Source organism: Lysinibacillus sp. TE18511 (assembly GCF_054062295.1).
The window spans coordinates 39,254-59,826 of the sequence record NZ_JBSSFD010000002.1; the positions used below are offsets into that span (position 1 = coordinate 39,254).

Genomic DNA, 20,573 nt, shown 5'->3' on the forward strand with positions numbered 1-20,573 from the left:
TGGCCCTTATACAGCTGAAAAATTTATGTAAATAAAATTGAGGTATCTTTAAATAAAGTATTGTCTTCAGCAAACCGAGTGGTTGATTTCCGTTCCGACTGGGCGCTTTCCTGGGGGCGTCCGATGAGCCGCTTCACTCGCGTTGCTCGCTCCAGGGTCTCATCTGTGACGCTAATCCTCAAGGAGTCGCCCAGTCTCCACTACAATCAACCACTTCACTTAGAATGTATCTTCTAGCATGACATTCTAATTTATAACGATAAAACGAAACTTCAGCAACAAATGTTTTAAGTGCGAAAGTGTAGCAGCAACATCAGATGTACAAACTCGTCAGTGTTATAAGTCTATTCAGTTCAAATATAATGAGTAGCCAAGCGTTCACTTTTGAAATGCATAAAATTTATAATATATTGTTGATTGGAGTGGAAGGCTACTCGACTCCCGTGGGAAAGCGAGACAGGCGAGACCCTGCACGGAGCGCAGCGGAGGAAGCGGAGGAAGCGGCTCGACGCTCGCCCACAGGAAAGCGAGTAGCCTGGAACGGAAATCACCCTCATTTAATGCATCACATCATTCACTAAGATTTCCTTGACCATTTTGTTTTTCAAAAACATGAAGAGCCAACTTCATATAGAAGTTGGCTCCGCCTTATGTCGAGGATGCTTATTTACCACATGTAATGCATGAATAATCTCTTTATTAATTCGTTCGATATTTTCAGGAGTATTCATCACTTTAAACGCTTCATCTCGGGATTCCAAAGATGTAACATACTTACTAGGCAATGCATTCAGTGTAAGTGCTACTGCATCAAGTTCACAGATTTCACATTTACAAAATGTTTGATATTCCGGTCCTCGTAGTAGAAAGCTTACTAAACCACGCACAATTTCCTCTGTAACATTTACTAAAATAGGATCTGACATATTCAAACCATCGCCTCGTTTATATTTAATTGTTACATTATTCCTGAAACCATAATAGCGGTAACAAGGGTTTTTTTCAAGAATCACTAGTAGTATAAAAACGACTAGCTCCTTAGCGAGATTAATGACCTACATTTGTCACCGAATTACATCTTATTTACTACTTCTTAGTTTTGATTAATCGTAACGAATTAAAAACAACTAGTAATGTAGCGCCCATATCTGCAAAGATTGCAATCCATAATGTTAACCATCCTGGGATAACGAGTAACAGGGCCACTAATTTTAAGACTAGGGCAAATATAATGTTCTCTTTAATGATGCGTAATGTTTTTCTACTTAAATCAATTGTATATGGAAGTTTCGATAAATCATCACCCATTAATGCGATATCCGCTGTTTCTAGTGCTGCATCAGTGCCAGCACCTCCCATTGCAATGCCAACATTGGCTGAAGCAAGTGCGGGTGCATCATTGACACCATCTCCTACCATCGCCACTGCGCCAAACTGTGCACGTAAATCTTTAATGGCCATTAATTTTTCTGCTGGTAATAAACTTGCCCTCACATCTGTCATATTTAAAGAAGTTGCAATTGCCTGTGCTGTTGGTTCTGCATCGCCTGTCAGCATAACTTTATGCTTTATCTTTAGACCATTTAACTTATCCAAGACATCTTTACTCTCTTGACGTAATTGATCAGCAATTCCAATCATCCCAATATACTGATCATTACTAACAGCTGCTACAACTGTTTTACCCTGTTTTTGAAGTTTTTTAACCTGTTCTTTTACCATCTCATCAACAGTCGTTAAAGTAGCAATCCATTTTAAGCTTCCTACATAAATTATTTGACCATTAACCGTTGCATAAGCACCCATGCCTGTTACGGATTGAAAGTCTGTCGGTATAAGCTCTGTTAAATTTTTATCATGCAATGCCTGCAAAATAGCTTTAGCTAATGGATGTTGCGATTGTTTTTCAACTGCTGCTACCAGCTGTAAAACATATTCCTCAGACATCCCTTTCGCTGTAAAAATATCCGTTACAGCAGGTTTACCTTTTGTCAGTGTACCCGTCTTATCAAATGCTATTGCTTCAATATGACCGAGCTGCTCTAAATGAATACCTCCTTTAATAAGGACGCCTTGTCTAGCGGCATTCCCGATTGCCGTAACGATAGCAACTGGTGTAGAAACAACAAGTGCACATGGACAACCTACAACAAGGACTGCTAATCCTTGATAAATCCAATGTTGCCAATCACCTATAAATAAAGGTGGTATAACGGCCACAAGTAAGGCAATAATCATAATTGCCGGTGTGTAGTATTTCGCAAAGCGATCAACGAACTGCTGTGAAGGTGCTTTTTCTGCCTGTGCCTCTTCAACAAGATGAATAATTTTTGCAATTGTTGTGTCCTCTACTCGCTTTGTCACACGTACCTCTAAAGCACCTTCTTCATTTAAAGTACCTGCAAATACTTCATCATCGACCGTTTTATTAACAGCAATAGATTCGCCTGTAATCGCTGCCTGATTCACTGCTGACAATCCACTCACTACAATTCCGTCCATAGCAATCTTCTGACCAGGTTTAACGATTAAAATATCGCCAATCTCAATCTCTTCCGTTGGTAGCTCCATCTCATGGAAATGTTCGCCATGCGCTCGCTTTATTGTTGCTGTTGGTGGCGCTATATCCATTAACTGACGAATCGATTGACGCGCCTTATCCATTGAATACGCTTCAAGCGCTTCACTTACAGCGAATAAAAAGACAACAACGGCCGCTTCTTCCCATTCTCCTATAACGGCTGCACCGATTACTGCAATGGTCATCAGCGTCTTCATATCAAATTCAAAGCGTGCTAGATTGCGGAAACCTGTTTTAAAAATGCCAATTCCCCCAACTAGAATCGCGATAATAAACATCCCAATAGTTAGCGGCTCAGTTTCACTACGCATTGCTCCAAATACATATCCAAGGATTACGAATAGCAAGGAGATTCCAGCTAAAATATTTTCTGTTTTTCGATAAAAAGGCGTTGTTTTTTCAATTGTTCTTACTGTCGATTGGGACACTTTTATGCCGTCGAAAGCACCTGCCTCTTCAAGTTGATCAACGCCAATATCACCAATAACTGTTATTTTTGAAGCACCGAAATTAACTTGTGCATCCTGTACCGCAGGAATAGCTTTCACGTTTTTTTCGAACTTTGCTGCACAGCTGGCACAGGATAAGTTTTGTAGCCTGTATTCTTGTTTAGTTGGCGTCGCTCCCATTTGCAATCCCCTCTTTCACATGTTCGTAGGCAACCGTTACAATTTGATACACATGCTCATCAGCTAAAGAGTAATACATCTGCTTTCCTTTACGATACGATTTTGCTAAGTTATTATCTTTCAAATAACGTAAATGATGCGATGCTGTTGCTACTGACGAGCCAATAATGGAGGCAACATCACAAACGCATAATTCATCCTCGACCGTTAAGGCATATGCAATTTTGAGTCTTGTTTCATCAGATAATGCTTTTAAAAACTTTGCTACTCCTGATAGATCTGGCATTTGCTGTTGTACCTTTTTGACCGCTTCTTCGTTAACATGCGTCACTTCACATACTTCTTTTGGCATTTCCTCACCTCATTCAAATGTTCGTTTGATTGTTTTCAATATAGCATAATATTCCATCATATTCAAATGAGTATTTGAATGTAAATGATGTTTATCTTTATTACTCCAATTAATTTTAAATTCACATCACATAAGCAAAAAAATCAGTGCACAAAATGTACACCGATTTTTAATAGACACTAGTTATTAAGCTGTAATTCGATTGGACAATGGTCACTGCCCATAATATGTGAATGAATACTTGCCACATCCATTTTGTCTTTTAACCTCTCAGAAACAATAAAGTAATCAATACGCCACCCAATATTACGCTCGCGCACTTTATTCATATAGGACCACCATGTATAGTGATCACTTGTATCTGGATGCATATAGCGGAATGAATCCACAAAACCACTTGCCAATAGCTCAGTCATTTTTGCACGTTCTTCATATGTAAAACCTGAATTACCAACATTCGACTTTGCATTTTTTAAATCAATTTCCATATGTGCAACATTTAAATCGCCACAGTATACTATAGGTTTCTTGGCATCTAGCTCTTTTAAATATAGCGCTAACCGATCCTCCCACTCTAAACGAAGAGGTAGTCTAGCTAAATCACGCTGTGAATTTGGGGTATAAACATTCACTAAGTAAAAATCTTCATACTCTAACGTAATAATTCTCCCCTCTTCTTGTGATTCATCCTCACCAACGCCATAACGTACTGCAAGTGGCGCATGCTTTGTAAAAATAGCTGTACCTGAATAACCTTTCTTCTGTGCATAATTCCAATATTGCTCATATCCCTCAAGCGAAATCTCCACTTGTCCAGCCTGACACTTCGTTTCTTGAATACAGAAAAAATCTGCATCTACGTGATTGAAAAAATCTAAAAACCCTTTACCCAAGCAAGCTCGAATTCCATTGACATTCCAAGATATAAATTTCATTTACTGTTTCACTCCTCAAAAAACACCCTCCGCCATTAGCGAAGAGCGTAGAGTTTTATAAGTCATCACCAACGATTTTTACTTCTGTTTCTAAATCGATGCCAAATTTTTCTTTAACTACTCGTTGTACCATGTCGATTGTTGCAATATAGTCAGTAGCCGTTGCATTACCTTTATTAACAATAAAGCCTGCATGCTTCGTTGATACCTCTGCATCACCTACGCCTTTACCTTGCAAGCCACTATCTTGAATAAGCTTGCCTGCAAAGTGACCTGGCGGGCGCTTAAAAACACTCCCTGCAGATGGGTATTCTAACGGCTGCTTAGATTCTCGCTGAAACGTTAAATCAGCAATTTTTGCATCAATTTCTTCCTGCACACCTTTAGCTAATTGAAATTCGGATGATAATACATAGTACCCTTTTTTAGCAATGATACTTTGACGATAACCAAGTTCAAGCTCTTCTTTCGATAATATTAAAATGTCACCTTCTCTTGTTAGCACTTTTGATGAAATAATAATATCCTTAATTTCGCCACCATATGCACCTGCGTTCATTGCCATAGCTCCACCTATTGAACCAGGGATACCACATGCGAATTCAAAGCCTGTTAAAGATGCTGTTGCTGCAAGCTTTGATACATCTTTTATAAGCGCACCGCTTTGCGCGTAGACATGGTCACCATTAATATGAATTTCATCTAAAAGCGAAAATGTAACAACGATTCCTCGAAGACCGCCATCACGAACGATCATATTAGATCCATTACCTAACATTAGTAATGGTATATTATTCATGTTAGCATAACGAATAACCGTTGCTGCTTCATCCTCTGTTTCAACGAGAACGAAAACATCCGCTTTACCACCTAATTTTGTCATAGTATATTGCTGTAATGATTCATCTAACTTAATATTGGCCGGATTAACGCTCTGTGCTAAATCCGCCACCCATTGTTCTTTTGTCATGAAGCTAATTCCTTTCTAACGTCCTTCTTACTCCTACACTAGTATGGATATAGAACCCTAATTTGACAAGTGAAATGAAGGGTATTTTTTATCTCGACTTAACAGACAGCGAGACTACCTGTGCAGAGATGATGAATATTATAAAGAAAATTCGTGGTCATTCCTAGTGACATAAATAGCCGATTGTTCACCCAACCATCAAAATTCCAATAGACCTACACTAAAGCCAGCTCGTTGCCCATGATTCAATATTACGGATTGCCCCTTCTAACGCCCGACCTTTATCTGTTAAAGAATATTCTACACGCACTGGTACCTCTGAATACACTCTGCGTTCAACAAGCCCTTCTTTTTCTAGCTCTTTTAAACGTTCAGATAATAAACGACCACTTACAGGTAATGCAGATTCAATCTCATTAAAGCGCTGTGGTCCATCTAATAATTGATATAAAATTAGCCCTGTCCAGCGTTTTCCGATTAAATCCATTGCTTTAGCTAAACGAGGACATAAATTTGTCTCATTCATTATTTTCACCTCTTATGTACTCTATTGTAACGATTAATTTAAGAAAAGTAAATTTGAAGTAACTTATTTACTTATCGTAATTTATTTATTATTTTATATTTAATTACTAAAAATAATTCACTAGTTTTATTGATGGAAAACTATGTACCTCTATGCTCAAATAAAGCAAGACATAGAAATTAACCATGGCCGACCACTTCACGGATGATCATGAAATCTAATGACTACATACTACTTATAGATGCACTTTCCTTTAAAATTATGACCACTTTATTAAGTCGCGATCGTCTAGAATTAAAAATGAGTGGTCGTGATTATGGACAACTTGCAAATGGAGATTTTGCCTTATTAACATTTCAAGGAACCAGGTATCAGACCTTTGAACGACATAAAAAGGAGAGCAGCGATTCATTCGCACTCTCCTTTTCATTTTCATTATTTAATTAAATATTTACCAAAGCCGCCTTCTGTATCTTCTAAATATTCGATATTGCTGCCTGCAGGAATGACTTTTTGTGCATCCTTAGCAGAGTGGTAAATAACTTTTGTATTTGCTGGGAATGGTGCAAATGACCAGTTATTATCCGCAGCAGGATTAATTGTTTTGTTTACCATAATGTAGTCAATAACAGCTTGGCGATTTTCGTACGCATAATTTGTTACGTTAGAGCCATCTGCATTTTTGAATGTAGCACCATAAGAACCACCAACACGGTAGTTGTTTGTAATAATGATGAATTCTTGATTTAGATCTATTGGTTTACCGTTATATTGTACGTTTTTAATACGGTTTGCTTTTTCGTCTACTAAGTCACCACGACGATCATATTTAGGCGGTGAAGTTACATCAATTTGATATGTTAAACCATCTAATACATCAAAATTGTAAGAACGTGCTTCTGGGTCAATAATATTTTGTTCTTCCGTTTTATTCGGATCGATTGTAGCAAATATACCAGCAGCCATTTCTAACCATTCAATTGCTTGTGCTCCTGTTACTTTAATCGTTGCAACAGTATTGTCAAAATGATAGATGTCTGCCATATTTTTAATCGCAAGCGGACCTACAGGAATGTTTGTATAATCTGCAGGGTTGTTACGTGAGCCTGCTTTGAAAGGTGCACCAGCTGAAAGAAGTGGTGTGTTTTCATCAGCAGTACCTTTTAATTCTTTTTCAACAAACCATTTTTGAGCCTGTGTCACAATTTGAATTGAAGAATCGTCTTGAACCATTGAGAAGTAACTATGGATTGGTGCTGTTGTCTCACCAACAGGTTGACGAATATACTTTAACGTTCCTTCATGCGCTTCTTTAACTGCATCTAAAACTGCTTTAGATGGTTGTAAGCCTTCTTGTTTAATAGAACGTATAGAACCTTGTCCATCCACTACAGCCCATTTAGAACCTTGTTGTTCTAGCTTTAAGTCAATGACTCCAAGATAGCTACCATAGCTTCCTGCCATTACAGTAGGTACACCGTTAATTGTACCTTTTTCTTGGTCAACATTTTTAAGGTTTTTATAGTCCCCTGGGAACGTTAAATGAGAGTGACCTGTAATTAAAGCATCGACACCCTCAATCTCAGAGATCTGGTATCCAACATTTTCGGCACCTTTTACATAAGTGTCCTCACCAATACCTGAGTGTGAAAGAACCACGATTACGTCTGCTCCAGCCTTTTGCATTTCTGGTACAACTTCTTTTACCGCTTCAACTGGTTCTTGCATTTCTACCTTACCTGCTAAATGGATCGCATCCCATTCAACAATTTTCGTAGGTACGATACCTGTAACACCAACTTTAAGTGTGTGCTTTTTACCCGTATTATCTACAACCTCTTTATCAAGAATGACATAAGGTGAAAACATACGTTTTTTTGTTTTAGCATCGTAAGTGTTAGCATTTACGACTGGATATTTTGCATCATTTAATACTTCATCTAAAAACTCTAAGCCATAGTTAAACTCGTGATTCCCTAAAGTTCCACCATCATATTTCAGTACATTAAGTGCTGCTATAGCTGGATGAACCTCCCCTGGCTTTATAGGGTTTTCTAGCGCTTTATAAGATCCTAATGGCGTTCCTTGAATTAAATCGCCATTATCAAATAATAATGTATTCGGGTTCTCAGTACGAGCTTGTTCAATTAATGTAGCAGTGTTTGCTAAACCTACAGTAGCTGATTCAGCATCTAAGAAATAATTGTAATTTACAAGGTTTGTATGAATATCTGTTGTACCTAAAATTTGAAGATCCACTGTAGTTGCAGATGTAGGTAATTTGTATTCAGCTACAAAACGTTCAACAATGCTTTGCATTTGCTCAGTTGTTACATAGTCACGAGGACGAATTGTGTTATCCTCAAAGCCTTGTAATATGTTTGCTGAAACAGCATTTGCTAAATCTTGCTTATGTGTGCTAGCAACTTGATCTGCATCTTTAAACTGATCTAATACAGAAATTGGAGCGTTTTCACTGACTAATCCACGAGCAGAAATAACAAATGCTTGTTGACGTGTCAATTTATCGTTTGGACCAAACAATGTCGCAGTTTTACCTTTAATAAGTTTCAGTTCTACTGCTTTTTCTACATACGGGGCTAAATCCTTAGGGACATCAGTGAAGGCAAGATTAGAACCATCACCTAGCTCGACATTTAAGCTTTCCACTAATTCTTTCACGTAATCTCCACGTGTCACATCGTTTGATGCAGCATTTGCGGAAAGTCCAAATGGCAACACCGTGAATAGAATAAGTAACATCGCAAAGAATTTAGTTATTATTTTCTTATTCATGTAACAGCCTCCTATAAATCTAATATTTTCCTACGATTTCTATTATATTATACTAATCTGTATTTTTACTGAATAAATAGTCCTAATTGTATGTAATTTTAGAAGAATAGCTAAACACTTTACCTAAAAATGATCGATTAATATTATGACATAATCATTTGTTATAATCTGATGTTATTAAATGTAAATCAATAAAAAGTGCATAGTACCAATATGTCAGACCTCCTTACCACTACCGTACCTCTATGAAATAAGTAAAAAAAGTCCTCTCAAATTAGAGAGAACTTTAATCAATAAATAATTTATTATACATTTACAGTTTGTAAAGATTGAGCTACTTTTTTTACTGCCTCTAGGCCATTTGCAATAATCTCTTGAGCTTTATCTGATGACGCGTTATGACCTTCAATGATAACCTCTTCGATAATTTCCATACCGAACATGCCAACAACGTTTTTGATATAGTTAACTGACATTTCCATTGGTTGTGCTTCAGGTGCAGAATAGTAACCACCACGAGCATTTAAAATAACAACTTTTTTGTCACCCATTAAGCCTTCTAATTGACCGTTTTCATTATATTTAAATGTATAACCAGCTTGGAATACATAGTCAACGAAAGTTTGTAATTTCGCTGGGATTGTTAAGTTCCAAAGTGGGAAAGCAAATACAACAACATCAGCAGCAGTTAAAGCATCCATAGCTTTTTGTTTTGCTGCTAAAAGACGTGATTCAATGTCAGTTAACGCTTCACCGTTTTGAACTTTACCAAAAGCATTGAAAAGATCTTGACCGAAATAAGGCATGTCTTCTGCGAATACGTCAAAAGTCGTTACATTTACACCTTGTACATTTTCCATAAATGTGTCATACATTTTTGTTGAAATACCGTCTGGACGGTTGTTAGCTTTTACTACTAATACGTTCATTATATAAATTCTCCCTTATAAATCCACAGTTTAATATATCTCGAATTCAAGATATATTAGTATCTTAAAAAATTCTCTATTAAAAGTCAACGCTAGTAGACTCAGACTTTAGACTGAAATGTTGGAAGTGATCGGGTTCACCACTAATCTGATCAGCTTCCTTGCAAAAGTGATCGGTCCTATTTTTTTTACTTTTCTCCGACAGAATTAAAATTTACAGCTATCATCTGTACAAACTCCACCATCTTCAGACCCTGCGACCTTTAATCCAGATTGTAAGCCTTCTTCCTCTGCTACTTTACGCAAAGTTTCTTCAAAAACTTCTTGAGGTTGTGCTCCTGAAATACCGTACTTACGATTTAACACAAAGAACGGTACGCCTCGTACACCAAGATGTAGCCCCTCTTGTATATCATTCTCTACCTCTGTTTTAAAATCATCGCTAGAAAGTACCTTTGTCACTTCTTCACGATTCAAACCTACTTGCTCAGCAATATCGATTAATACGTCATTCTGCCCGATACGCTTTGCTTCGATAAAATAATTGTGTAACAGTGCTTCTACCAGCGCTGTCACATCCCCTTGCTGTTCCGCCCATTTTACTAAACGATGTGCTTTTAATGTATTTTCTTCCATTAGCTTATCGAAATTATAGTCCAGGCCAACCTCTTTCGCACGAGCAGCAACACCTTGCGCCATTTCCTTCGCTTTTTCTAGCGTCATCCCGTACTTATTCGCTAAATATTCATACGTAGACATATTTGTATCTTCAGGCGTTGTTGGGTCAAGTTGATAACTTTTATAAACGAGCTCCACCTGTCCTGTAAAACCAGTATCCTGAATAGCCTGCTCTAATTGTTTTTTACCAATATAACAAAATGGGCATACATAATCTGACCAGATTTCAATTTTCATTACGAGTCACGCTCCTTTTGCTACATTGTAGCGGCAATCCTGACATTAAGGCAATTTTTCTGCTTCATTGCATAAATTTTCAAATCAATCTACATACTGAACTTAAAAACAATGTGAGGTTTATGTATGACACAATCTCTTTGGCTAGCAACAACTGATCCCGTCTCCCTAACATCTCTTCCTGCATCAACGACTTGTGATGTATGTATAATCGGTGGAGGCTTGACGGGACTATACACAGCCTATGTCTTAGCAAAATCCGGTGTAGATGTAGTCTTGCTTGAGGCAAATTCCCACATCAGTCATGGTACGACCGGTAACTCAACGGGAAAATTAACTGCCCAACATAGCTTAGTTTATGGCAATCTAATAGAAAAACTTTCTGTAGATGAGGCACGGCTCTATTATCAGCTCAATCAACTGGCTGTTGAAAAAGCTTTACAGTTGCTCCCTAAGAAGAGTATTCAACAAGTAGATTCATTGCTTTATTGCCAAACTAAAGAAGGCTATGCCCAATTATTAAAAGAATGGAATGCCTATAAAGTATTAAATATTACGGCGAAAATCACTTCTGATACAGAGCTTCCCTTTCCGATAACAAAAGCGCTAAGTATGTCCCAGCAAGCTCAAATAAATCCTGTAGAGGTTTGTAACTTCCTTGCAAAAGAAGCGCAATCGTTGGGAGCAAAAATTTATACAAATACCCGTGTTCAGCAATTAAACATACCACAAAATAACTTACAAACCGCAAGTGATATGTCGGTTCAATATAACAAGATTGTTTTGTGCACACACTATCCCATCGAAGCCTTTAAAGGGCTACAGCTTTTTAAACTATCTAACAGTCGCTCCTATATGGTTGCTGCTAAAATTACCGATACCCTGCAAGGACAATATTTATGCGTAGATACTCCTACTCGCTCTATTCGGACGGCTACCATTAACGATGAGCATTATTTAGTATTAGGTGGAGCTAATCATATTGCAGGTGAAACAACTAATACGGAGCCCTATTATGAGGCTATTCAAAATGAAATGAAGGGGCATTTCGATCAGGATCCAATCTATCGATGGTCAGCGCAAGACATTGAAACGCCTGATATGGTACCTTATGTCGGCAGGATTACGCAGTCCTTACCTCATGTGTTCATTGCAACTGGCTATCGAAAATGGGGAATTTCTAATTCTTTTGTAGCTGGAGATTTACTATCCTCTCTAATAACTGGGGCAAGGAATGAGGATGGGGCAATGGCTCTTTATTCACCAGCACGTACGAAATTTGGGGCTCAGTTCATGCAAATGCTAAAGGTAGGTGGCTTCGTAGCAAAGGAGTTTGTATCTGGTTATATTAGACATGGCAATGCACCAACTTGCACGCATTTAGGCTGTAAAACAAAATGGAATGAAGCCGATGAAACTTGGGATTGCCCTTGTCACGGCTCCCGTTTTAATGCCAAAGGTGAAGTACTTGAAGGCCCTGCTGTGCAGCCATTAAAGCTAGATTAAAAAAAGAGGTTGCCTTTTTTAGGACAACCTCTTTTCCATTATTTCAATGCGTCAGTTAAAACTGGAACGATTTGTTTTTTACGAGATACAACACCTGGTAAAATTACTCGATTATTTACAAGCTCAGCACCAAATCCTTTTGCTGCAGCCTCTGCTACTTGTCCAATTGCAACAGCTGTTGAGTCATTGTTTAAAATATCTGTTACAACGAAGAAGAATAGGTCTAAGCCATTTTCAGCTACATTTTTGTTTAACAAAATTTCTAATTCCTCTTGGCGGCCAAGCACATCGTTAATATCGACTGCGTTTACCTGAGCTACTACAGATTTATATTCTCCGAATTGGAATTCTTTTGCATCTAAAGATAAAAGATCTTCTAATGATTTATCTGAAAGGTCAGCACCTGCTTTAAGCATTGCTAATCCGTATTCGGCAACATCAACATCTGCAATTTTAGCTAGTTCCTCACCAGCTTTTACATCTTGTTCTGTGCAAGTTGGAGATTTGAATAATAATGTATCAGAAACGATGGCAGAAAGCATTAAACCAGCGATATTTGCAGGGATTTCTACGCCATTTTCCTTGAAAATTTTGTTTAAAATCGTTGCAGTACAGCCTACAGGTTCTGCACGGTAATATAGTGGATCAGCCGTTTGGAAGTTAGCAATACGGTGATGATCGATTACTTCTGTAATTTGTACTTCTTCAATGCCATCAGCTGATTGCTGGAATTCATTGTGGTCTACAAGAATTACTTTTTCTGCTTCACCAACTACCGAAGAAATTAATCGCGGTGCCTCAAAGCCAAATTTGTCTAATGCAAATTTTGTTTCATTATTCACTTCTCCAAGACGTACAGCTTCCGCATCTACTCCGATTTGTTGCTTTAAATATGCATATACGATAGCAGACGTAATTGTGTCTGTATCTGGATTTTTATGTCCGAAAACTAAAACTTTACTCATTAAATTTATTCCTCCTAAATGGCAATAACATTTGCATTTTATTTTATCATACCTTATGAGCTAACATGATATAAAGTGAAAGTTTGTCTGAATAGGTTCTCCTACATCTTCATGTATTTAACGTTTTAACAAATTGTCATTCTCAAATTTCGATAACTAGATAAAAATTGGCTCATTACCATAACGTGTGGTTGATTTCCGTTCCTCTATCGCTAATCCTCAAGGAGTCGCCTAGTCGGAACGAAGATCAACTAATATACAGGGCATATATTTTTAAAAATGGTATTCACAACTTTTGATGATGAGCCAGAAAATTACCTCAAATGACTATTTCTTGATCATCATTAAATTTATTATATTTATCTACTTTTTCCATCCCATTTTTAACATTTGATAATAACAATATATAGTTCATTAAAAATATTTACTATAAATAGATATATAGTTGCGTTTTCATATTTAAGAAACCATAATTTTATGCTATCATCAGGTATCTATATTTTAGGGTATACAGGAAATGGGGATTACGATGACAAAGAAGATGGAAAAAAAGTATATTCCTTTAGCAAATTATTTTGATGTAGCATTACAACAAGAAATTACTTTATCTTTTAGCGAACTAGAAAATATTATGGGACAAGCCTTACCAAATGCAGCATACTTAAATAGAAGCTGGTGGAAGAAAACCAAACCCCCTCTCTCTCACTATTTGTCATGGACAAATGCAGGCTACTATGTAATTGATGTAAAGCTCGGCACTAGCGTAACTTTCTCGCGTACACAAATGAAGACTACAAGCAATATAAAAAATGAAGATAACCAATCTGCATACATAATTCGCGCATTGGAAGCATCAGACGCTAGATCATTTATTCATTTGCAAGAAGAAATTTTCCAACAAACTGACTTCATGTATAACATGCAAAATGAATTAGATCTTACCGTTCAACAGCTTCGTAAGGATTTAGTCTATTGGAAACAGCTGAAAAACCGTACGATTTTACTCTGTATATTAAATGGTATTTTTGCTGGCTATGCCGTCATCCATGGATATAAACACTCTAAAGTTAAGCATGTTGCAGCAGTCCACTTAGCTGTTAAAGAAGAGTATCAGCAACAAGGGCTCGGTTCAGCTCTTATGAAGGCAGTTGAAAGCTGGTCTAAACAGCGACATATTTCGCGCTTAGAATTAACTGTTATGGAGCATAATGATCGTGCTTTAAATTTGTTTAAAAAAATAGGGTTTCAGCAAGAAGGTATTCGACTAAATGCTATTAAACTAAATGATGCCTTTATTAACGAATATAGCTTAAGTAAAATTTTATAAACTTCTTTTTCAAGGATGTCTAAAAATTATTTGGACATCTTTTTTATGTGTAGCCCTGTAATATCAAAAAAACGCATAGATAAGTATCGTACATTTTCTACGCGTTGATATAAATTTAGAAAACTTGCTTTTCTCTTGCTGCATCTAAGAATAATAAATTATTTTCTACTTGCTCATACGATTGCTGATATTTCTCATATTGCACCTTATCCTGACTAACCATTTCCTCAATTAACGCATGTAAAAACGAAAACAAAACTGGAATAACGTCCAATGCAGATTGCTTTTTCATGCCAAGTGTAAATAACGCACTTGCATATTCCCGAAAAGACGACAACGCCGAACAGGTAATGGCAATAATTCTTGCCTTTTTCTTCTTTGCAATTTCTACAATCGTTTGAATATCGTTAGAATGCTTGTCCCATGAAAAAACTATTAACGTCGTACGCTCCCCCATACTGTTAATTTGCTGTACAATATCATCAGATTCTGAGCGAAGCTGTTTCACATTTGGACGTAAAGTTGTCAGTGTGGACGATAACCAATTTGCTATGGACGCGGCTTGACGAGTACCTAAAATGTAAACATTATCTGCCTCATGCATCCATTTCGAGCTTTTTTGAAGCATATGATCGTTTATCAAATGAATCGTATCTTGAATATTTTGAATATCACGTTGCATTACCTTACCAAAACTCGAAGTATTCCCCTTACTTGAAGAATATGTAGGTTGAAGACTCAGCTCATCATTTTGAGTCATTAAGTAGCTTCTAATTTCATCTTGAAGCTCTACATAGCCCGATAAATCCATCGCATAACAAAAACGAATAACTGTCGATTCACTAACATTCGCCTGTCTACCAACCTCAGCTGCTCCGTTCCCAATTACAGCTGAAGGGTTATTCATAACAAATTGTGCAACTTTACGCTGTCCCTTCGACAACCTAACAAATCTTCTTTTTATTTCTTCATTAATACTCATTTCTAACAACCTTTCTTTCAATGAAATTTCAAGAATGGAGATTGTTTCCTACTGACGCTAAATTATGATTAAAAATACAGTATCACGATTACAATTTGAATACAATGACTTTTCAGAAAAATCTTCAACGCTTTAACTCGCTAATATAACAGTTCGCAAAAAACGACATTGCATCAATGTTATTCATAGTATCTTTATCAACATAATCTAACAGCTATAATTTTGTATGGATTTGTAATTCTAACAGATACATAAAATCATTTGTATAAAAATTTATAATATCTTATTTTTATGTATAAAGCAGATTAATTACGCTTTATTTTATCGGCATCATAAACATATAAAAATGTCTTGGACGATAGTTAATCCAAGACATTTTCCATTTTATTATTCTAATTCGATTTGCTTCGTCTCTTTCCCCAAAAACAGTACACCGACAACTCCGATAAGGATAGATCCACAGAAAATCGCAAAGATAAAGCCAATATCATAGCCAGCCGTTAATAAAGAACCTACTAACAGAGGTCCAAAAATACCACCAATGCGCCCCACAGCTGCTGCCATTCCTGCACCTGTACCACGAATAATGGCAGGATACTGCTCTGGTGTGTAAGCATAAAGTGCACCCCATGCCCCTAAGTTAAAGAACGATAAAAACATTCCTGATCCTAATAGTACTGCTATTGTTTCAGCATTACCAAAAATGAAAGCACTTACAGCTGTACCCATTAAATAGGAAACAAGTACAAACTTCCGTCCAAATTTTTCTATAAACCATGCTGCTGTAAAATAACCAGGTAGCTGCGCAAACGTCATAATAAGAACATATTTAAAGCTCGTAATCATATCAAAGCCCTTACCAACCATTACACTTGGTAGCCATAAAAACATACCGTAATACGAAAATACAACCGTAAACCATAACACCCATAACATAAGTGTCGAGCGTGCATATTTTTTAGACCAAACATCTCGAATATTTTGTCCAACGCTTCTTTTTTTAGACTCCGCCTTCACTGTAAATTGTGGTGAATCTGGTAAGTGCCAGCGAAGATAAATTGCATATAATGCCGGAATTGCCGTTAACAATAAAGCAACTCGCCATCCCCATGTAGGAATAACGAAATACGAGATTAGTGCAGCGATTAACCAACCGACTGCCCAAAAGCTTTCCAGTAAAACAACCACTCGCCCACGCTCTTTTGCTTCTACACTCTCAGAAACTAGCGTTGATGCGACTGGTAATTCTCCTCCTAGCCCCATGCCTACCAAAAAACGTAGTGCCATAAAAGCTGCTAATGTAGTTGTAAATGCAGACAAGCCACTTGCAATAGAGAATAATACTAGCGTCCACATAAAAATTTGTTTACGTCCCACTTTATCAGCAAACACTCCGAAAACCAACGCTCCTACAGCCATCCCAATTGAGTTAATGCTACCTATCCAGCCAGATTGATTTGGTGTTAATCCCCATTCGGCTGCTAATGCTGCAATAACGAATGATAATATTCCTACATCCATTGCATCGAAAAGCCAGCCTACACCTGCTACTCCCAAAAGTTTATTGCGAGAAATAGATTGTTGAGACTTATTCGCTGTTACTGTATTTGTTGTCATTTTAACCACCTGTCTTTACACTTGACTTTACATTATTAAGTTTACTATACAGTTGTTTCAAGAAAGTGACAAGTAAAATTCAAATTACCGAATTGTTTCGACAATTTATGAAATGCTATTGAAAACATAGGGCGATTTGCGTTAAAATGTCTTTTATACAAAAACAACTGTTCTTTCTATAAGAACAAAAGGAGATCGTAAACGTTATGTGGAAAGGCCTTATTGAAGAATATAAACAATTTTTACCCGTAACAGAAAACACACCTGCCCTAACTTTAAACGAAGGTAATACACCTCTTATACATTTAGTAAATTTATCTAAAAAGCTTGGCATTGAACTCTATGGAAAAATCGAAGGTGCAAATCCAACAGGCTCATTTAAAGATCGTGGTATGGTATTTGCCGTTGCAAAAGCTATCGAGGACGGTAGTAAGTGCGTTATTTGTGCCTCTACTGGTAACACATCTGCAGCAGCAGCAGCTTATGCAACACGTGCTGGAATTCAGTCTATAGTTGTTATCCCTAAAGGAAAAGTAGCCCTAGGTAAGCTAGCTCAGGCGACAATGTATGGTGCAAAAATTATTGCAATCGATGGTAACTTTGATGATGCATTGAATATTGTTCGCCAAGTGAGTGAAACAACTCCTGTGGCACTTGTAAACTCTGTAAATCCATACCGTATAGAAGGTCAAAAAACAGCATCATTTGAAATTGTAGATGCTTTAGGAGCGGCTCCAGATTATCTATGCATCCCTGTCGGTAACGCAGGTAATATAACGGCATACTGGAAAGGCTTTAAAGAATATGACGCTGCAAAAGGCTCTGGTCTACCAAAGATGTTTGGCTTTGAAGCTGAAGGTGCAGCTGCGATTGTAAAAGGTGAACCAATTGCAAATCCGGAAACAGTGGCAACAGCGATTCGTATCGGTAATCCTGCAAGTTGGAAATTTGCCGAGGCTGCCCGTGATGAATCAGGTGGAATTATTGATTCGGTTACAGACGAAGAAATTTTAGCTGCTTATAAATTAATTGCTGGCACTGAAGGAATATTCGTTGAGCCTGGTTCGGCGGCTTCATTAGCAGGTGTTATTAAATCGGTTGAAAATGGCAAAATTGCAAAGGGCTCTAAAGTTGTTACAATATTCACTGGTAATGGCTTGAAAGACCCTGATACTGCAATGAACGTCTCAACTGTAGATGTTGTCTCACTTAAAAACGATGAAGAAGAAATTCGAAAATATATTGAGGGCGTACTATGAGTAACATGTGGCAAATCTCAGTTCCTGGGAGCACAGCCAATCTAGGACCTGGCTTTGATTCAATAGGACTCGGCTTGTCTCTTTACTTAAAACTAACTGTGTCTTTACAAGATAAATGGGAAATTATCCACCTTGACGATAATGGTCCTAAAGAGTTTGAGCTTGAAGAACACTTACTATACGTGATTGCCAAAAAAATTGCTGATCAATACGGTAAGCAGCTACCTGCCTGCCGTGTTGAAATGGCAAGTGAACTTCCATTAGCCCGTGGCTTAGGGAGCAGTGCTGCAGTAATCGTTGCTGGAATTGAACTTACTAATCAAGTCTGTGCGCTAGGCTTAACTGTACAGGATAAACTCAATTTATCCTCACAAATCGAAGGACACCCAGACAATGCAACAGCTTCCGTCTTAGGAGGATTAACAATTTCATCAATGGATGAGAACGGTGTTGTGGATACACTCCATGTGAATGATATTGATGCTTCCTTTGTTGTATATGTACCCGACGTCGAACTTAAAACAAGTGAATCTCGTTCTGTTTTACCAGAACAATTTGATCGAGCATATTCGGTGCATGCTTCTGCAAATGCTAATATGTTGGCTGCGTCATTAATGGCTCGTGATTTTGAGCGTGCAGGACACTATATGGAAACAGATTTATTTCATGAGCCTTTCCGTGCCAAACTAATTCCACAATATAAAGAAATTCGTGCAGCCGCAAAGGCTAACGGTGCATTTGGAACAGCCTTAAGCGGAGCAGGACCAACGCTGATTTCCATCATCCCTACTGCTATTGCACAGAATTTCGTAAATGCCATGGAAAATCAATTTCCAGAGCATCAAATTATCTTAACAAAAGCCGATGAATATGGTGTACAGGTAAATTTTGGACGTCTACTGTAAAAGTAGACGTTTCTTTTTGAAGGAGGAAGTAGCTTGAAACCAATTATATTCTGTGATTTTGATGGCACTATAACAGAAACTGATAATATCGTCTCACTTATGACTCAATTCGTACCAGAGGAATCTGAGAAAATTGCTAAAGCAATGATGAAACAAACAATATCCTTTAAAGATGGCGTATCAGCAATGTTCGAGCTATTATCAACTGAACAAAAGGATACTGTTATTCAATATTTACTGGATACAGCCATTATACGTGAGGGCTTTGGCGATTTCGTTCGTTTTGCACGAGAGAAACATATTCCGTTTTACATTGTTAGTGGTGGTGTCGATTTTTTCATTGAGCCACTACTAAAAAAATACGGCCCCTTTTCTGGTATATATTGCAATAGCGCCGATTTTTCAGATCAACAAATTAAGCTCGTCTTTCCCAATAGCTGTGATGAAGAATGTGAGAAATTTGAGACCCAGGGCTGTGGCTGCTGCAAACCAAGCGTCATGCGAAAAGTGGCACAGAGCGATCATTTTAAAATCGTGATTGGAGATTCCCTTTCTGATTTTGAGGCTGCAAAACAGGCAGATTTAGTACTTGCTAGGGATTATCTTATTAAACGCTGTGAAGACCTTCATATTCCTTACAAGCACTTTGAGACATTCTATGACTGCTTAGACGCTGTAAAAGAGCTTATTAAGGTAGAAAAGGCTATTTCAAAATAACCATAACAAAGGGAGCCTGTCTCCATTTAAGACGGCTCCCTTTGTAGGTTTATGATTTATTATTTACTTTAAAATGTCTTTTGCGACGTTCATACCAAATGACACAGATTATGAACCAAGTATAACCCATACTCCATCCAGCCAATACATCTGAAGCAAAATGACGAGCTCCAGCAACCCGAGACAAGCCAATAAGCACTGTTAATATAATTGCCCCAAGCCAAAGCAGCGTTTTTCGTCTCTTACTATTATTCTCTGAAAATATATAAGCGATTGTAAATAAATACAAGATACCTGTCATAGAATGCCCTGATGGAAAGCTAAAGGATGTTAATTGTTCTTCAATTTCAGGCCTTGGTCGTTGTACCCATTTTTTCAATAATTGGTTAAGAACGTTCCCAGCTGCAATTGTTAATAAAACAAATAATATAGCTCGGTAATTTTTTATCTTCCATGCTAAATACACAACTAATAATATCGCTACAGTTACTACAAATGCCGGTTCTCCTATATAATGAAAAAACTCTATAAAACGATTACCGAAAAATAGATTTGCCATTTTATTATCAAAATTAATGATCCACTTACTTTCATAAGTAGCGCGTAACACAAAAAAAGTAATTAGCGTTACTATCGCCAAAGGATATGCCCATTTCTTCACT

The 20,573-nt window shown here is 37.4% G+C and carries 21 protein-coding genes; 7 read left to right on the forward strand and 14 right to left on the reverse strand.

Features of this window, described 5'->3' with window-relative positions:
• Positions 1-23: 23 nt before the first annotated feature.
• Positions 24-182: a hypothetical protein gene (locus ACVWXS_RS01570; RefSeq protein WP_456955541.1), complete on the reverse strand. Its 159-nt coding sequence runs from the start codon at positions 180-182 to the stop codon at positions 24-26.
• Between the two features lie 135 nt (positions 183-317).
• On the opposite strand from ACVWXS_RS01570, the gene ACVWXS_RS01575 reads away from it, so the two are divergent.
• The gene (locus ACVWXS_RS01575) at positions 318-581 is read left to right on the forward strand and encodes a hypothetical protein (RefSeq protein WP_456955543.1); all 264 of its coding nucleotides are present in this window, start codon (positions 318-320) and stop codon (positions 579-581) included.
• A gap of 45 nt (positions 582-626) precedes the next feature.
• On the opposite strand, the gene ACVWXS_RS01580 is transcribed toward ACVWXS_RS01575, so the two are convergent.
• From ACVWXS_RS01580 to ACVWXS_RS01605, 6 genes are all read right to left on the reverse strand, one after another.
• A complete protein-coding gene (locus tag ACVWXS_RS01580) occupies positions 627-926 on the reverse strand; it encodes a late competence development ComFB family protein (protein WP_402987872.1) in 300 nt (99 codons plus the stop codon).
• 160 nt (positions 927-1,086) lie between these two features.
• Positions 1,087-3,210, reverse strand: a complete 2,124-nt coding sequence (locus ACVWXS_RS01585) for a heavy metal translocating P-type ATPase (protein WP_456955545.1) — start codon at positions 3,208-3,210, stop codon at positions 1,087-1,089.
• Positions 3,191-3,562 carry an ArsR/SmtB family transcription factor gene (locus ACVWXS_RS01590; RefSeq protein WP_374964954.1) on the reverse strand — a complete coding sequence of 124 codons (372 nt, stop codon included), beginning with the start codon at positions 3,560-3,562 and terminating at the stop codon, positions 3,191-3,193. The genes ACVWXS_RS01585 and ACVWXS_RS01590 overlap by 20 nt, the downstream gene beginning before the upstream one ends.
• Before the next feature lie 179 nt (positions 3,563-3,741).
• A complete protein-coding gene (locus ACVWXS_RS01595; protein WP_456955547.1) occupies positions 3,742-4,497 on the reverse strand; it encodes an exodeoxyribonuclease III in 756 nt (251 codons plus the stop codon).
• Positions 4,498-4,552: 55 nt separating this feature from the next.
• A complete protein-coding gene (gene murB / locus ACVWXS_RS01600; protein WP_374964950.1) occupies positions 4,553-5,467 on the reverse strand; it encodes a UDP-N-acetylmuramate dehydrogenase in 915 nt (304 codons plus the stop codon).
• Between the two features lie 220 nt (positions 5,468-5,687).
• Entirely contained in the window at positions 5,688-5,993 is a 306-nt protein-coding gene (locus ACVWXS_RS01605) for a winged helix-turn-helix transcriptional regulator (protein ID WP_068984894.1), read from the reverse strand.
• Between the two features lie 204 nt (positions 5,994-6,197).
• On the opposite strand from ACVWXS_RS01605, the gene ACVWXS_RS01610 reads away from it, so the two are divergent.
• Positions 6,198-6,440 carry a DUF2500 family protein gene (locus tag ACVWXS_RS01610; RefSeq protein ID WP_456955550.1) on the forward strand — a complete coding sequence of 81 codons (243 nt, stop codon included), beginning with the start codon at positions 6,198-6,200 and terminating at the stop codon, positions 6,438-6,440.
• On the opposite strand, the gene ACVWXS_RS01615 is transcribed toward ACVWXS_RS01610, so the two are convergent.
• The 3 genes from ACVWXS_RS01615 to ACVWXS_RS01625 form a co-directional block, all read right to left on the reverse strand.
• Positions 6,429-8,789, reverse strand: a complete 2,361-nt coding sequence (locus ACVWXS_RS01615) for a bifunctional 2',3'-cyclic-nucleotide 2'-phosphodiesterase/3'-nucleotidase (RefSeq protein WP_456955552.1) — start codon at positions 8,787-8,789, stop codon at positions 6,429-6,431. The two genes, ACVWXS_RS01610 and ACVWXS_RS01615, sit on opposite strands and share 12 nt — an antisense overlap.
• A 305-nt stretch (positions 8,790-9,094) precedes the next feature.
• Positions 9,095-9,718 (reverse strand): FMN-dependent NADH-azoreductase, encoded by a 624-nt coding sequence (locus ACVWXS_RS01620; protein WP_456955554.1) that lies wholly within the window; start codon positions 9,716-9,718, stop codon positions 9,095-9,097.
• A 207-nt stretch (positions 9,719-9,925) separates the two neighbouring features.
• Positions 9,926-10,633 (reverse strand): DsbA family oxidoreductase, encoded by a 708-nt coding sequence (locus ACVWXS_RS01625; protein ID WP_456955556.1) that lies wholly within the window; start codon positions 10,631-10,633, stop codon positions 9,926-9,928.
• A gap of 126 nt (positions 10,634-10,759) precedes the next feature.
• On the opposite strand from ACVWXS_RS01625, the gene ACVWXS_RS01630 reads away from it, so the two are divergent.
• Entirely contained in the window at positions 10,760-12,139 is a 1,380-nt protein-coding gene (locus tag ACVWXS_RS01630) for an FAD-dependent oxidoreductase (protein ID WP_456955558.1), read from the forward strand.
• Positions 12,140-12,177: 38 nt separating this feature from the next.
• Here ACVWXS_RS01630 and ACVWXS_RS01635 read toward each other — a convergent pair whose 3' ends face one another.
• Complete coding sequence (locus ACVWXS_RS01635; RefSeq protein WP_368637588.1) at positions 12,178-13,104, reverse strand: manganese-dependent inorganic pyrophosphatase; 927 nt, start codon at positions 13,102-13,104, stop codon at positions 12,178-12,180.
• A gap of 529 nt (positions 13,105-13,633) precedes the next feature.
• On the opposite strand from ACVWXS_RS01635, the gene ACVWXS_RS01640 reads away from it, so the two are divergent.
• Positions 13,634-14,431, forward strand: coding sequence for a GNAT family N-acetyltransferase (locus tag ACVWXS_RS01640; protein ID WP_368637587.1), 798 nt, complete (start codon positions 13,634-13,636; stop codon positions 14,429-14,431).
• Positions 14,432-14,546: 115 nt separating this feature from the next.
• On the opposite strand, the gene ACVWXS_RS01645 is transcribed toward ACVWXS_RS01640, so the two are convergent.
• Both ACVWXS_RS01645 and ACVWXS_RS01650 read right to left on the reverse strand, forming a co-directional pair.
• Positions 14,547-15,434: a MurR/RpiR family transcriptional regulator gene (locus tag ACVWXS_RS01645; protein ID WP_456955561.1), complete on the reverse strand. Its 888-nt coding sequence runs from the start codon at positions 15,432-15,434 to the stop codon at positions 14,547-14,549.
• A 366-nt stretch (positions 15,435-15,800) separates the two neighbouring features.
• The gene (locus tag ACVWXS_RS01650) at positions 15,801-17,030 is read right to left on the reverse strand and encodes an MFS transporter (RefSeq protein ID WP_423490918.1); all 1,230 of its coding nucleotides are present in this window, start codon (positions 17,028-17,030) and stop codon (positions 15,801-15,803) included.
• 206 nt (positions 17,031-17,236) lie between these two features.
• Here ACVWXS_RS01650 and thrC point away from each other — a divergent pair, with 206 nt between their 5' ends.
• From thrC to ACVWXS_RS01665, 3 genes are read left to right on the forward strand one after another with little or no spacing between them, the layout of a single operon-like run.
• Entirely contained in the window at positions 17,237-18,289 is a 1,053-nt protein-coding gene (gene thrC / locus ACVWXS_RS01655; RefSeq protein WP_456955563.1) for a threonine synthase, read from the forward strand.
• Entirely contained in the window at positions 18,286-19,194 is a 909-nt protein-coding gene (gene thrB / locus ACVWXS_RS01660) for a homoserine kinase (protein ID WP_456955565.1), read from the forward strand. Before thrC ends, thrB begins: the two co-directional genes overlap by 4 nt.
• Before the next feature lie 33 nt (positions 19,195-19,227).
• A complete protein-coding gene (locus tag ACVWXS_RS01665; protein ID WP_368637583.1) occupies positions 19,228-19,911 on the forward strand; it encodes a 2-hydroxy-3-keto-5-methylthiopentenyl-1-phosphate phosphatase in 684 nt (227 codons plus the stop codon).
• Between the two features lie 49 nt (positions 19,912-19,960).
• Here the strand turns inward: ACVWXS_RS01665 and ACVWXS_RS01670 are convergent, their stop codons facing one another.
• Positions 19,961-20,572 (reverse strand): phosphatase PAP2 family protein, encoded by a 612-nt coding sequence (locus ACVWXS_RS01670; protein ID WP_456955567.1) that lies wholly within the window; start codon positions 20,570-20,572, stop codon positions 19,961-19,963.
• Between the last annotated feature and the right edge of the window lies 1 nt (position 20,573).